Below are 13,689 nucleotides of genomic sequence, written 5' to 3'. Positions count from 1 at the left end.
CCGCACACCCGCCGAAGAACTCGACCGGCTACTGTCAGACCCGTCCACGTTTGTTGCGGCCACCGCTTGAATCCGCCACGCAATTTTCCGCCCAGGTTGCACACACAAAGCCCAGGATTCACGCGCAACGCCCAGGATTCACGCACAACCCGAAACGACGCGTCGACCGCGATCCGAACAACCTCGATGCTCAGCGCTTGATCCGGATCTGCCATCGCACGGCGACGGCGTAGACAACCGACAACAGCGCGAGCATGCCCATGTCGAACAGCCATGCTCCGGACGTGTGCTTGAACAGGTTGTCCTTGGGAGTCTGCGGACCAGGTGAAACCGCCACCAAGTCGACGGTCGACGCCTGCGCCGCATACCCCCACCGCGCCGGCACCACCCACGACATCTGTTCCAGCGCGATCCGGTTGGTGACCGGCACGATGCCGCCCGATAGCACCATCTGCATCATCAGCGACACCACCAGCAGCGGCATGATCTGTTCATTGGATCGCGCCAGAGCCGACAGCAGCAGCCCGAGCATCGCCGCGGCCACGCACGTCGCCGCGACACCGACAAACAATTCGAGTGTGGCATTACCGAGCACCAGAGCCGGCTTGGTCGGCCCCTTCTTGCCCAATACCACGATGGCGGTGGTGATTACCGATTGGACAATGGCGAACACGCAGAACACCGCGATCTTGGCCAACAGGTAAGCCGTGGTGGACAGGCCGACTGCCTGCTCTCGCCGGAAGATCGGACGCTCGCCGATGAGGTCGCGCAGCGTCAGCGCGGTACCCATGAAGACGGCGGCCATGGTGAGCAGCGTCATTATGGTTGAGGCTTCGCCCGCCGACTCGCTCGTCGGATCGGCGTACCCGAAACCGGTAGTGCCGGGCACCGTCAGCGCCAGCAAGCCCATGGCGAACGGCAACAGCGCCAGGAAGATGAAGTAGGCCCGGTCGGCGATGACCAGCCGAATCTGGCGGCGCGCGATCGTCGAGAACTGGCGCCGCATGCTGGTATGCGCCGGTTCACCCAGATCGCCCGGGACCTCGGCCAGCAACGGTGGCGGCGGTTCGTTCTGCGCCAGAAAGCGGCGATTGGCCTCCTCGGGGTCGGCGCCCACCTTCGCGAAAATGTGGGCCCAGTTGGTGGTCCCCATGACGTCACCGATCTGGTCCGGGGGACCCAGGTACGCGGTCTTACCGCCGGGCGCCATCAGCAACACCTGATCGCAGACTTCGAGATAGGTCAACGAGTGGGTGACGACAAGCACCACGCGACCGGCGTCGGCAAGCTGCCGCAGCATGTTCATCACCTGCAGGTCCAGCGCCGGGTCCAGGCCCGAGGTCGGTTCGTCGAGAATCAGCAGCGAGGGTCCGGTGAGCAGTTCCAATGCGACTGACGCGCGTTTGCGTTGGCCGCCGGAGAGGTTGTCGACCCGCTTGTCGGCGTGCTCGGTAAGGCTCAGCTCTTCGAGCACCTCGGCGACCACCTGGTCCCGATCGGCCTTGGTGGTGTCGGGCGGCAGCCGCAGTTCGGCGGCATATCCGAGCGCCTGGTTGACGGTGAGCTGGCGGTGCACCACGTCGTCCTGCGGGACCATGCCGATCCTGCTGCGCAACGACGCGTATTCGGTGTGGATGTTGTGTCCCTCGAAGGTGACCGACCCGGAGGTGGGTGTGGTGTAGCCGGCAACCAATCGCGACAGCGTGCTCTTGCCGGCGCCGGAACCGCCGATGATGGCGGTCAGCGTGCCGGGCCGGGCGATCATCGAAACGTTTTGCAGCAGCGCCTTTTCGCCGATGGTGAAGACGATGTCACGCACTTCCAGGCCGCCGGTGCGCGTCGCGACCTCCGTGCGACGGACCAGCTCGCCGTTGGTGAACGTCAGGTCGACGTTGCCGATCGTGACAACGTCGCCCTCGGTGAGCACCGCCGATCCGACGCGCATCCCGTTGACGAATGTGCCGTTGGCACTTTGCGCGTCGCGGATCTCGGTGCCCAGCGGCGTCGACACCAGATACGCGTGATACCGCGAGGCCAGCACGTCGTGAATGACGATGTCGTTGTCGATCGCGCGGCCGATTTTGGCGCCGCCGGTGGCGGGTGGCTTTGAGCTGCGCCCCAGGGCCCGCAACCTCCGGGTCGGGCCTTCCTCCTCCGGTCCCGTCTGGGCCGGCGGCTTCGGCCGCATGATCCGGGGGCCCTTGCTGCGCTGTGCTTCCTCCGGCGGCGACAGCTGCTGCTGTAGCTCTGTCGCGGGCTGGGCCTCGGCCCGCGCCGGCTGAGCCGGTGGCGCGGACTGCCGCGGGGGGTTGGTTGGCGGCCGGGACAGGGGCTGCTGCCGCGACGGGTTTGTTTGCGGCCGCGACATAGGTCCGGTAGATCGGGGTATGGGCCCACTCGGCCGGGACCGCGGCCCGGTGTTAGACGACGCAGGCGGGGCGATCACCGGTTGCTTCTCGGTCGGCGGCAGCAGACCGACGGTTCCGCTGTGGTGACCGACCTTGAAGCTCAGCTGCGGCCCGTCGGGCTTGCCGATGTTGATCGCCTGGCCGTCGCGGATGTCGACCGCCGGCACCCGCTGGCCGTTGACGAACATCCCGTTGAGCGAATTGTTGTCGATCGCCACCCACCTGCCCTTGTCGAAGCGCAGCAGCAGGTGGGCGCGGGCGATCAGCGGGTGGGCGATGCGCAAGTCGGCGCGCAGGTCGCTGCCGACGAACACGTCGCGGCCCGCCGCGAAGCTGCCTTCCGATCGGCCGGAACGGACCGTCAGTACGGGGGAGGAGGGTCGACTCATCCGTTCAGATTAGGTTTTCGTCTGGCGTTCCGGAGGCGTTTAGTTGGCGCCCGCGTCGTTAATGCCGCTTCAGCCGGATATGCCACCGGATGTAGACCATGTAACCCACCGACAAGAGCGCGAGCATGAACATATCCAGCAGGTAAATATGTTTGGAGTGCTGCCAGATCGGATCGTCCGTCGGGATCTGTGGCACGTTCACCAGCGCTTTGATCTCGATCGACGATGCACCGGCGGCGTAACCCCAGCGGCCGGGTGTAATCCAGGCAAGTTGCTCCAGGCCGGTGCGCTGGTAGACCGGGATCATTCCGCCGCAGAGCACCAGCTGCGACATGAGCGACACCACCAGTAGCGGCATGATCTGCTCGTTGGATTGCGCGATCGCCGACAGCAGCAGGCCGAACATCGCCGACGCGACACAGGTGCCTGCCACCGTGAAGAACAGCGCGAGCGTGGAATTGCCGAAGAACAGAGCTGGTTGGGTGGGTGCGCCCTTGCCCCACCGCACGATCGCCGTCGCGATTGCCGCCTGGGCCGTCGCGAACGCGCAGAAAACCGCGGCCTTCGCCAGCAGATAGGCGGTGGTGGACAACCCGACGGCTTGTTCACGCTTGAAGATCGGGCGTTCACCTACGAGGTCGCGGATGGTCAGCGCGGTTCCCATGAACACCGCGCCGATGATCAACAGCACCATGATGTACTGCGGCTGGGTCGGCGCCAGTTTCGGGTCGGCAGGGCCCAGGCCAGGTTTGGGACCTTTCACCGACAGCGACAGTCCGCCCATGACGAAAGGCAGAATGGCCAGGAAGATGGTGTAGCCGCGGTCGGAAACGATGAGCCGAACCTGGCGGCGCGCGATCGTAGAGAACTGGCGCCCCAGGCCGGTTTTCGGCGGCTCCCCAAGGTCGCCGGGAATCTGGGAAGCGACCGGCGCCTGCGACACGTGCTGACTGCGCTCCTTGAAGCGGCGGTTGGCCTCGTCGGGATCGGCGCCCACCTTGGCGAAGATGTCGGCCCAGTTGCGGGTGCCCATGGCGGCCTCGACCTGGTCGGGCGGACCGCAGAACGCGGTCTTGCCGCCCGGCGCCAGCAGCAGGATCTGGTCGCAGACGTCCAGGTAGGAGATCGAGTGGGTCACCACCAGCACCACACGGCCGGCGTCGGCGAGTTGGCGCAGCATCAGCATCACCTGACGGTCCAGCGCCGGGTCCAGCCCCGAGGTCGGCTCGTCGAGGATCAGCAACGACGGTTGGGTCAGGAGCTCCAGCGCCACCGAAGCACGTTTGCGCTGGCCGCCGGACAGCTTGTCAACCCGGGTGTCCGCGTGCTTGGTCATCTCGAGTTCCTCGAGCACCTGAGCCACGACTTGCGCGCGTTCCTGTTTGCTGGTGTCGGGCGGCAGGCGCAGCTCGGCGGCGTAGCCCAAGGCCTGGTTGACGGTCAGCTGGCGGTGCACGACGTCGTCCTGCGGGACCATCCCGATCCTGCTGCGCATGGACGCGTACTCGGTGTGAATGTTGTGGCCCTCGAAGGTCACACTGCCTTCGCTGGGACTGGTATATCCGGCGATCAACCGGGACAGCGTGCTCTTGCCGGCGCCGGATCCCCCGACGATGGCGGTCAGCGTTCCCGGCCTTGCGGTCACCGAGATGTGGTCGAGCAGCTGCTTGCCCTTGTCGACGACGAAGCAGACCGAGTTCACCTCGAGGCCGCCGGTGCGCGTCTCCGCCGCGGCGGTCCTGCGGACCAGGTTGTCGCCGGTGAAGACCAGGTCGACGTTGCCGATGGTGACGACGTCGCCCTCGGACAGGATCGCCGACCCCACCCGGACCCCGTTGACGAACGTGCCGTTGACGCTGTTCGCGTCGCGGATCTCGGAGCCCAGCTGGGTTCGCGTCAAAAACGCGTGATGCCGCGACGCCAAGACGTCCTGGATGACGATGTCGTTGTCCGTCGCGCGGCCGATGCTGGCCGCCCCGGGCGGCGCACTTCCCCCCGCGGCGCGAGAAGGCCGCAGGGCGTTGAACATCTTCGTCGCCAGATTTCCGGCCTCTGGCGGCCGGATGGCGGGTTCCAGCTCGGTCCGCGGGGCCGCGTCGTAGGCCGCACTGGACGAGCGCCCATAGTTGGGCGGCGACGGCGGGTGCACAGGCGGCCGCCCGCCGGGCGGGTATCCCGGACCGCCAGGTGGGCGTGGTGGCGGTGCGCCCCGGGGCGGCTGGCGTCCGGGCCCCGGCGGAGCGCCGACGGTTGGGCCCACCTGACCGGACGCCTGCCCGGCCATGGAGGGGATGCGCATTCCCGAGGTCTGCGGTGGGCGTCCGGCCATCCCGTGGTGGCGTCCGACCTCGAATCTCAGCGCCGGCCCGTCCGGATTGCCGATATTGACGGTCTGGCCGTCCTGGATGTCGACCACTGGCACCCGCCGGCCGTTGACGTAAGTCCCGTTGAGCGAACCGTTGTCGATCGCCAGCCACCTGCCCTGGTCGAACCGCAGCAGCAGATGGGCGCGTGAGATCAGCGGATGGGTGATCCGCATGTCGGCCCGGAGGTCACGGCCGACCACTACGTCATGGCCTGCCGCGAATGTCCGCTCCGACCCGTCGTGCCTGACGGTTAACGCAGGCGGGGCTGGTGGAGTCATCGAACCAACTTTAGCGGTTCAAAGCCGCCCGGGAACTGCAACGTTTAGATAACGCTTGCCCGCACGTCAGTCGGGGGCTCCGGTCACCACACAGTGGGTGCGGCTGAAAATCGTCGGCATGCACTGGTTGCAGTGCGTACACGCCGAATGCACAGTGTGCGCGCCGCCGTCAGCGGCGATCCGATTGATCAGATCCGGCTCGGCCAGCAAAGCCCTGGCCATCGCCACGAACTGGAACCCCTCGGCCATGGCCAGGTCCATCGTTTCCCGGTTGGTGATGCCTCCGAGCAGAATCAGCGGCATCTTCAACTCGGCCCGAAACAGCTTGGCGTCGTCGAGCAGGTAGGCCTCTCGGTAGGGATATTCACGCAAGAACTTCTTGCCGATCATCCGCACGCCCCACCGCATCGGGCGGTGAAATCCTTTGGCGAATTCCTTGACCGGCGCGTCGCCGCGGAAGAGGTACATCGGGTTGACCAGCGAACTGCCCGCGGTGAGTTCGATGGCATCGAGGCCGCCATCCTCCTCGAGCCACTTGGCAGTCGTAAGCGACTCCTCGATCGGGATGCCGCGTCGCGCGCCATCGGTCATATTGAGTTTGGCCGTTACCGCGATCGGGGTGCCCTCCTTCTCGACCACGCGGCGCACCGCCATCACGATGCCGCGCGCCACCTTGGCGCGGTTCTCCAGCGATCCGCCGAACTCGTCGGTGCGCTTGTTTATCAAGGGACTGAGGAAGGAGCTGGCGAAGTAGTTATGGCCCAGGTGAATCTCGACCGCGTCGAACCCAGCCTCAATTGCGAACCGGGCCGCAGCGGCGTGGTCCGCGATCACCCGGTCGATGTCAGCCCGCGTGGCCTGTTTGGAGAATTTGAGCCCGGTTGGGTTGAACTGCCGCGTAGGCGCCAGCGCCCTGCCCCGGTAGGTGCGGACATGTGCGATGGGCCCGGCGTGTCCGATCTGCGCACTGATCGCGGCACCTTCGGCGTGGATGGCGTCGGTCAGTTCGCGTAGACCCGGTATCACCTGCGGGCGCCACCAGATCTGGTCGAATTCGGGGCGTCCATCGGGTGAAGCCGCCAGAAAGGCGACGGTGGTCATGCCCACGCCACCGGCCGCCGGCTGCCGGTGATATTCGATCAGGTCGTCGGTGACCAGCGCGTCGGGCGTGCGGGCTTCGAACGTCGCCGCCTTGATGATCCGGTTGCGCAACGTGATCGGACCGAGCTTGGCGGGGCTGAACACGTCCGGTGTCTCGGGCATGACAGGAGCCTAACTCCGCGGGCGTGCCAGACTGTTCGGCGTGGGCGCAATCACGCTGGACGGCAAGGCCACCCGGGACGAGATCTTCGTCGACCTGAAGCAACGGGTGTCCGCGCTGACTGCATCGGGCCGCACGCCCGGACTGGGCACCATCCTGGTCGGCGAGGATCCCGGTTCGCAGGCTTACGTCCGCGGTAAGCACGCCGACTGCGCCAAGGTGGGCATCACGTCGATTCGCCGCGACCTGCCCGCCGACATCTCCACGGCAACCCTCAACGACACCATCGACGAACTCAACGCCAATCCCGAGTGCACCGGCTACATCGTGCAGTTGCCGCTGCCGAAGCACCTCGACGAGAACGCGGCCCTCGAGCGCGTCGACCCGGACAAGGATGCCGACGGCCTGCACCCGACGAACCTGGGCCGGCTGGTTCTCAACACGCCGGCGGCGTTGCCGTGTACCCCGCGCGGCATCGTGCACCTACTGCGGCGCTTCGACGTCGAGATCGCCGGTGCGCATGTGGTTGTCATCGGCCGCGGCGTGACGGTGGGCCGGCCGCTGGGGCTGCTGCTCACCCGCCGCTCCGAGAACGCCACGGTGACGTTGTGCCACACCAAGACTCGCGACCTGCCCGCGCTCACGAGGCAGGCCGACATCATTGTGGCCGCGGTCGGCGTGCCGCACATGTTGACGGCCGACATGGTGCGTCCCGGCGCCGCGGTCATCGACGTGGGGGTCAGCCGGGTGGACGGCAAGCTTGCCGGCGATGTGCATCCGGACGTCTGGGACGTCGCCGGGCATGTGTCGCCGAATCCGGGTGGTGTCGGCCCGCTGACCCGGGCGTTTCTGCTAACGAACGTGGTCGAGTTGGCCGAACGCGAATGAGCCTTCGCTCCATGGCCAGGGCCCAGTGGCCGATTCTGCTGGTCGGGCTGATCTTCGTCACGGCCCTTGCGCTGGTGGGGGCCAACTTCTGGCGCCGCGGTGCGCTGTTGATCGGCATCGGCGTCGGGGTGGCCGCGGTGCTGCGACTGGTGTTGACCGACGGGGGAGCCGGCTTGTTGGTGGTGCGCAGCAAGGGCACCGACTTTTTCACCACCGCGTCGGTCGGGGCGGCGATGGTCTATATCGCGTGGACGATCGACCCGCTGGGTACCGGCTAGCCGGGTTTGGCTAGAGCCCTGGCATCCCTGGCATGCCGGGGATTTGCGGCAGGTTGGGCATGTGGCCGTTGGCCACGTCGGTCATCATGCTCGGGCAGTACATCGAGATGGCGATCCTGGTGAACATGTCGGCCATTCCCGGGGACATGCCGTTGCCCCTGACCCGCGCGGCCGTTGCGGCGAAGTTCCCGCCCGGCTCGGCAAGCATCGTGCACACCGACTGGCCCATCGCCACCGCGCTTCCCGGGTCGCCGTAGTTGACACCGGCGTTGCCAAGCGCGCCGATGAACGAGTCGTCGATCGGACTGGCATCGGCGGGAGCCGCGAAGATTGCTGCTGCGCTGAGGATTCCGGCCGCTGCGGCGAATAGGCGAATGGTCACGGGCTGTGAACGGAAGGACCAGATCAATCCTCGAGCTCTAGCCGCTGCCTTCATGCAAGCCCCCATCGGTCTCGGAGTGCACTTGTGGCACTCTAATCACTCTAGGAACCTTGATCTATAACTGTCACATTTACAACACGTTCGGGTAAAGGTTTGCGCTCTATGCGTGTCGCGGTCGAATGTGGACCTGACGCGAGGAGCGACACATGGCTTGCCGCTGTTTCAAGATTGCCGGCGGTACAGCTTGGTGGTGCACAGAACCGGGTGGCGAGGTGTTTCTCATAAGTCTCATCCGTCACAGAAATTCGGTGAGTGTCTTTTTTGTCCACCTCCGCGCGACAACCGTTGCGGGGCAAGTCAATTTGTCGCTCGGAGGCGGACGAAAAGACACAAGCCTCTTGTCCGGTGAGGGAAGTGACCGGTGTGGCCAATGGTTTACCGAGCCTATCCAGCGGTCTACTGGTTTCGGGCGTCCTGCCATCGACCATGCCAGCACCAAAGACTCGAAACCCGCACGAACTCCACGTTCGGCGGGACGTCAGGTCAGTGTTGCCCGCACACACACCGTGACGTACGGCAGCGCAAGGCCGTTCGTGTTCGCCAAGGCCGGATGGGTGGCCAGCAACTCGCGCACCTGGTCGAGTGTTCGCGCGCGGACCTCGGTCGGCGAGTTGATGCAGTAGCTGCGGGAGGCTACCAAGTCGATAAGTGCCTGTGGGGTCAGGTAATTCGTCCACTCGACTTGATAACGCTCCACCGGGCTGAACGGCGCGGGCAGCGTCAGCTCGGTGCGACCCGAGTCGCCGTCGCTTCCGATGATCTGTCCCAGCTCGCGAACCCATCCGAGTCGTTCGTCGCGGATGTTCCACACCAAACCCAGTCGTCCGCCGGGCCGCAGCACGCGGGCAACCTCCGGAATCGCCCGCTCCGGATCGACCCAATGCCACGCCTGGGCGACCAGCACCGCGTCGACGCTGTTGTCCTGCAACGGAATCTCTTCCGCGGTGCCCAGCAGCGTCACGGTCTGAGGAAGGGAGGCGCGCAACACTTCCAGCATTTCGGGAATCGGGTCGACGGCCACCACGTCCAAGCCGCGTTCGACCAGCCGGGTGGTCAGCTTCCCGGTGCCCGCGCCCAGGTCGAGCACGTTGCGGGCACCCTTGGGCAGCAGCCAGTCGATGGCCTGCGGAGGATACGACGGGCGACCACGCTCGTAGGCAGCCGCCGCCGAGCCGAAGGACAGGGAGCGGTCGTGCCTGCAGCGTGTCACCGTGGGTAGTCCCGACACGCGCCTTCGGCCAATTTCAGTGTCTGGCAGATCAATTCGTTGACTGCCTCCGTTTCCACCAGAAAACCGTCGTGCCCGTAGACGGAGTCGATCACGTGCAGTCCGGTGCAGCCTGGCAGCAGGTCGGCCAGTTCCTCCTGCAAGCGCAGCGGATACAGCCGGTCGCTGGTGATGCCGCCGACCACGACCGGTACCGCACATCCGCGGAGGGCTTTTCTCACCCCGCCGCGGCCACGGCCCACGTCGAAATCGTTGACCGACGCGACCAAGGCCACGTAGCTGCCAGCGTCAAAGCGGTCCACCAGCTTGTCGCCCTGGTATTCCAAGTAGCTTTGCACCGCGTAGCGGCCGCCGTTCCTCGGATCCTCGTCGCCCTGACTGTCGTTGCCGAATCGGTTGTCGAGCTCGAGCTCACCGCGGTAGGTCAGGTGGGCGAAGCGACGGGCGATGGACAGCCCGACATTCGGCGTGCGCCCGGTGTCGTGGTAGTCGCCGCCCTGCCAGTTCGGGTCGGCCTTGATGGCATCAATCTGAGTCGTCATGTGAGCGATCTGGTCGGCGGTACTGCGAGCGCAGGTTGCCAGCAGCAATCCGGCCCGCACTCGGTGCTGCTGGCCGACTATCCACTCCAGAGCCCTTGAGCCGCCCATGGATCCACCCACGACAGCGGCGACCTGGCTGATGCCCAGCGCCTCCAGCGCGGCGATGTCCGCGTGCACCTGGTCGCGCACGGTTATCATCGGAAACCTTGAGCCCCAGGGCTTTCCGTCGCGGGCCAGCGAACTGGGCCCGGTCGACCCCCGGCAGCCGCCGAGCACGTTGGTGGCTATCGCACACCAGCGGTTGGTGTCGATCGGCGCTCCCGGGCCGGCCACCCCGTCCCACCAGCCGGGCGTGGGATGTCCGGGTCCGGCCGGGCCGGTGATGTGCGAATCACCGGTGAGGGCGTGCAGGACCACCACCACGTTGTCACGCGCGGGCGACAACTCGCCCCAGCGCTGAACGGCGATGGAGACGTCGTCGATCACCACGCCGCTTTCCAGCGTCAGCGAGCCGATGTCAACTACGCCGATCTCGCCCTCGGCGGGCAGCGTCTGGTTGGGCAGTTCGGAGATCGTCATGTCCACGGTCCTCAGACGGCCGCCACCGAGTGTGATTCGCCGCTGAACTTCCTAGCTGCGGCGAACCCGAGGTCCAGGTCGGCGAGGATATCGTCTATTCCTTCGATGCCCACCGCTAAGCGCACCAGCCCGGGGCTGACGCCGGTGCTCAGCTGCTCCTCGGGGCTCAGCTGGGCATGGGTAGTGGATGCGGGGTGGATCACCAGCGAGCGCACGTCACCGATGTTGGCGACGTGACTGTGCAGCCGCAGCGCGTTCACGAACGCCTTGCCGGCGTCTGCGCCACCGGCCAGCTCGAAGGCCAGGACAGCGCCGGTTCCCTTGGGCGCCAGCTTCTTTGCCAGCTCGTGCCACGGAGAGCTGGGCAGTCCCGCGTAGTTGACCGACAGGACGCTTTCGTGGGCCTCCACGTATTCGGCGACGCGCTGCGCGTTGGCGACGTGCCGCTCCATGCGGAGACTCAACGTCTCTAAGCCCTGGGCCACCAGGAACGCGTTGAACGGCGACGCCGCCGACCCCAGGTCACGCAGCAGTTGCACACGGGCTTTGAGGGCGAAGGCCGGCGGTCCCAGCTCGGCGTACACCACTCCGTGGTAGCTCGGGTCTGGTGTGGTGAATCCGGGGAAGCGCCCCTGCGTCCAGTCGAAGGTGCCGCCGTCGACGATCACTCCGGCGATCGCGGAGCCGTGGCCGCCCAGGTACTTGGTGGCCGAGTGCACCACGATGTCGGCGCCCTGGGTGAAGGGCTGGATCAGGTAGGGCGTGGCGATGGTGTTGTCGACGATCAGCGGTACCCCGTTGCGGTGTGCGACTTCCGACACGCCCGGGGTGTCCAGCACGTCGATCTGCGGGTTGGAGATGGTCTCGGCAAAGAAAGCCTTGGTGTTGGGCCGCACCGCCGCCTGCCACGAGTCCAGATTGTCGGGGTCGTCGACGAAGCTGACCGCGATGCCGAGCTTGGCCAGCGAATAGTGGAAGAGGTTATAGGTTCCGCCGTACAGGCGCGGGCTGGAGACGATGTGATCGCCGGCGCCCGCCAGGTTGAGGATCGCGAAGGTTTCGGCTGCCTGTCCGGAGCTCAGGAACAGCGCGGCCACGCCGCCCTCCAGAGCGGCGATGCGTTGTTCGACGACGTCCGTGGTCGGGTTGCCGATCCGGGTGTAGATGTTGCCCGGCACCTCGAGCCCGAAGAGCGCCGCGGCATGCGCGACGTTTTCGAAGGTGTACGACGTGGTCTGGTAGATCGGCAGGGCACGGGCGTTGGTCGCAGCGTCGGGCTGCTGGCCTACGTGAACCTGCTTGGTCTCGAACGACCAATGCGCGCTCGGATCGGTCTCGATGCTGTCGGTGCTCATCTACGGACGCTTTCTGCTCGGACGGGCTGGCAAAAGGGCTCGGCGTGGGCTCGGACGGTGCTTAGTGCCCATCACGCGACAGGGCATACGGCACGCAGGGCCGATTCGAGTGATTGGATGCGCATAACCGTTTCCCTGTCAGCTCAGGGGGTCCGTTATGGCGGACCCGCGCTTGCCGCGTAGCCGGTTGGGCTACTCAACCTGGTCATCACCCGGGGCACCCCACCGCGGTTGGAGGGTTGCCGGCCAGCAAGCCGGGGCTTGACGCTGGCGCTCATGACCGACCTGCAGCCTATCGCATGGCAGCGAGTCGATGCCAACTGCCAGTGGGCCGTGTTTTTGTACGCTGGCGTCAAGAGCGACCGCTCGCCAAGCTCACCCGGCCGGGAGGACTCGACACGGTGTCCAAGGAACACAAGATCAAAGTCAAAGGGACGGTGGTTGAGCTCGACGGTGACGAGATGACCCGCGTCATCTGGAAACTCATCAAAGAGATGCTCATCCTTCCCCATCTCGACATCGAACTGGACTACTACGACCTGGGCATCGAGCACCGCGACCGCACCAACGACCAGGTGACCATCGATGCGGCCTACGCCATCAAGAAACACGGCGTGGGCGTCAAGTGCGCGACGATCACGCCCGACGAGGCCCGTGTGCAGGAGTTCAACCTGAAGAGGATGTGGTCGTCGCCCAACGGGACCATCCGAAACATCCTGGGCGGCACCATTTTCCGGGAACCGATCCTGATCTCGAATGTGCCGCGGCTGGTTCCGGGCTGGACCAAGCCGATTGTCATCGGCCGCCACGCTTTTGGCGATCAGTACCGGGCGACGAACTTCAAGGTCGACCAGCCGGGCACCGTCTCGATCACCTTCACCCCCGCCGACGGCGGCGACCCGATCGTGCACGAAATGGTGTCCATTCCCGAAGACGGCGGAGTCGTGATGGGGATGTACAACTTCAAAGAATCGATCCGCGACTTCGCGCGCGCGACCTTCTCCTACGGCCTGCACGCCAAATGGCCGGTGTACCTGTCGACCAAGAACACCATCCTCAAGGCCTACGACGGCATGTTCAAAGACGAGTTCGAGCGCATCTACACCGAGGAGTTCAAGGAGCGGTTCGAAGCCGAAGGGCTGACCTACGAGCACCGGCTGATCGACGACATGGTCGCCGCCTGCCTCAAGTGGGAGGGCGGCTACGTGTGGGCCTGCAAGAACTATGACGGCGACGTTCAGTCCGACACCGTCGCACAGGGCTACGGCAGCCTGGGCCTGATGACGTCGGTGCTGATGACGGCCGACGGCCGCACCGTCGAGGCCGAAGCCGCCCACGGCACCGTCACCCGGCATTTCCGGCAGTACCAGGAGGGCAAGCCGACCTCGACGAACCCGATCGCCTCGATCTTCGCCTGGACGCGGGGACTGCAGCACCGCGGCAAGCTGGACCAGACGCCGGAGGTGAACGAATTCGCCGAAACGCTGGAAGACGTGGTCATCGGCACGGTCGAGGGCGGGAAGATGACCAAGGACCTGGCCCTGTTGATCGGCTCCGATCAGGAGTGGCAGAACAGCGAGGACTTTCTCGAATCGCTCGCCGACAACCTGCAGAAGGCGCTGGTCGATCAGCGTTAGGACGGCCGCGAGCTTGCGTGTTTGCACAGCGAAACGCC

The 13,689-nt window shown here is 65.9% G+C and carries 10 protein-coding genes and 1 riboswitch; of the genes, 3 read left to right on the top strand and 7 right to left on the bottom strand.

Features of this window, described 5'->3' with window-relative positions:
- Positions 1-190 precede the first annotated feature (190 nt).
- From A5791_RS00270 to A5791_RS00260, 3 genes are all read right to left on the bottom strand, one after another.
- Positions 191-2,797 (bottom strand): ATP-binding cassette domain-containing protein, encoded by a 2,607-nt coding sequence (locus tag A5791_RS00270; protein WP_067229052.1) that lies wholly within the window; start codon positions 2,795-2,797, stop codon positions 191-193.
- Between the two features lie 58 nt (positions 2,798-2,855).
- Positions 2,856-5,441 (bottom strand): FHA domain-containing protein, encoded by a 2,586-nt coding sequence (locus A5791_RS00265; protein ID WP_067229049.1) that lies wholly within the window; start codon positions 5,439-5,441, stop codon positions 2,856-2,858.
- 66 nt (positions 5,442-5,507) lie between these two features.
- Positions 5,508-6,704 (bottom strand): NADH:flavin oxidoreductase, encoded by a 1,197-nt coding sequence (locus A5791_RS00260; RefSeq protein ID WP_067229045.1) that lies wholly within the window; start codon positions 6,702-6,704, stop codon positions 5,508-5,510.
- A gap of 40 nt (positions 6,705-6,744) precedes the next feature.
- Between A5791_RS00260 and A5791_RS00255 the strand changes: the two genes are divergently transcribed.
- Both A5791_RS00255 and A5791_RS00250 read left to right on the top strand, forming a co-directional pair.
- Complete coding sequence (locus tag A5791_RS00255; RefSeq protein WP_067229041.1) at positions 6,745-7,590, top strand: bifunctional methylenetetrahydrofolate dehydrogenase/methenyltetrahydrofolate cyclohydrolase; 846 nt, start codon at positions 6,745-6,747, stop codon at positions 7,588-7,590.
- A complete protein-coding gene (locus A5791_RS00250) occupies positions 7,587-7,868 on the top strand; it encodes a DUF3017 domain-containing protein (protein ID WP_067229038.1) in 282 nt (93 codons plus the stop codon). Before A5791_RS00255 ends, A5791_RS00250 begins: the two co-directional genes overlap by 4 nt.
- A 10-nt stretch (positions 7,869-7,878) precedes the next feature.
- Here A5791_RS00250 and A5791_RS00245 read toward each other — a convergent pair whose 3' ends face one another.
- The 4 genes from A5791_RS00245 to A5791_RS00230 form a co-directional block, all read right to left on the bottom strand.
- Positions 7,879-8,304, bottom strand: coding sequence for a DUF732 domain-containing protein (locus A5791_RS00245; RefSeq protein WP_082966650.1), 426 nt, complete (start codon positions 8,302-8,304; stop codon positions 7,879-7,881).
- Positions 8,305-8,788: 484 nt separating this feature from the next.
- Positions 8,789-9,520 carry a class I SAM-dependent methyltransferase gene (locus tag A5791_RS00240; RefSeq protein ID WP_067229033.1) on the bottom strand — a complete coding sequence of 244 codons (732 nt, stop codon included), beginning with the start codon at positions 9,518-9,520 and terminating at the stop codon, positions 8,789-8,791.
- Complete coding sequence (locus A5791_RS00235) at positions 9,517-10,659, bottom strand: homoserine O-acetyltransferase (protein ID WP_067229027.1); 1,143 nt, start codon at positions 10,657-10,659, stop codon at positions 9,517-9,519. The genes A5791_RS00240 and A5791_RS00235 overlap by 4 nt, the downstream gene beginning before the upstream one ends.
- Before the next feature lie 11 nt (positions 10,660-10,670).
- Positions 10,671-12,014: a bifunctional o-acetylhomoserine/o-acetylserine sulfhydrylase gene (locus A5791_RS00230; protein WP_067229022.1), complete on the bottom strand. Its 1,344-nt coding sequence runs from the start codon at positions 12,012-12,014 to the stop codon at positions 10,671-10,673.
- A 163-nt stretch (positions 12,015-12,177) separates the two neighbouring features.
- Positions 12,178-12,296: riboswitch (SAM riboswitch) on the bottom strand.
- 119 nt (positions 12,297-12,415) lie between these two features.
- Between A5791_RS00230 and A5791_RS00225 the strand changes: the two genes are divergently transcribed.
- Complete coding sequence (locus A5791_RS00225) at positions 12,416-13,651, top strand: NADP-dependent isocitrate dehydrogenase (protein WP_067229073.1); 1,236 nt, start codon at positions 12,416-12,418, stop codon at positions 13,649-13,651.
- Positions 13,652-13,689: the final 38 nt, after the last annotated feature.

Origin of the sequence: Mycobacterium sp. 852002-51163_SCH5372311 (genome assembly GCF_001667115.1) — a bacterium.
In the GTDB taxonomy this organism is placed as follows: Bacteria; Actinomycetota; Actinomycetes; order Mycobacteriales; family Mycobacteriaceae; genus Mycobacterium.
The sequence above is the reverse complement of the archived record's forward strand: the minus strand, read 5'-3'. Positions and strand labels throughout refer to the sequence as shown.

What these genes read in the sequence shown, in the direction of transcription:
- A5791_RS00270 (WP_067229052.1), bottom strand. Translation starts at nt 2,797, where the DNA reads ATGAGTCGACCCTCCTCCCCCGTACTGACGGTCCGTTCCGGCCGATCG.
- A5791_RS00265 (WP_067229049.1), bottom strand. Translation starts at nt 5,441, where the DNA reads ATGACTCCACCAGCCCCGCCTGCGTTAACCGTCAGGCACGACGGGTCG.
- A5791_RS00260 (WP_067229045.1), bottom strand. Translation starts at nt 6,704, where the DNA reads ATGCCCGAGACACCGGACGTGTTCAGCCCCGCCAAGCTCGGTCCGATC.
- A5791_RS00250 (WP_067229038.1), top strand. Translation starts at nt 7,587, where the DNA reads ATGAGCCTTCGCTCCATGGCCAGGGCCCAGTGGCCGATTCTGCTGGTC.
- A5791_RS00245 (WP_082966650.1), bottom strand. Translation starts at nt 8,304, where the DNA reads ATGAAGGCAGCGGCTAGAGCTCGAGGATTGATCTGGTCCTTCCGTTCA.
- A5791_RS00235 (WP_067229027.1), bottom strand. Translation starts at nt 10,659, where the DNA reads ATGACGATCTCCGAACTGCCCAACCAGACGCTGCCCGCCGAGGGCGAG.
- A5791_RS00230 (WP_067229022.1), bottom strand. Translation starts at nt 12,014, where the DNA reads ATGAGCACCGACAGCATCGAGACCGATCCGAGCGCGCATTGGTCGTTC.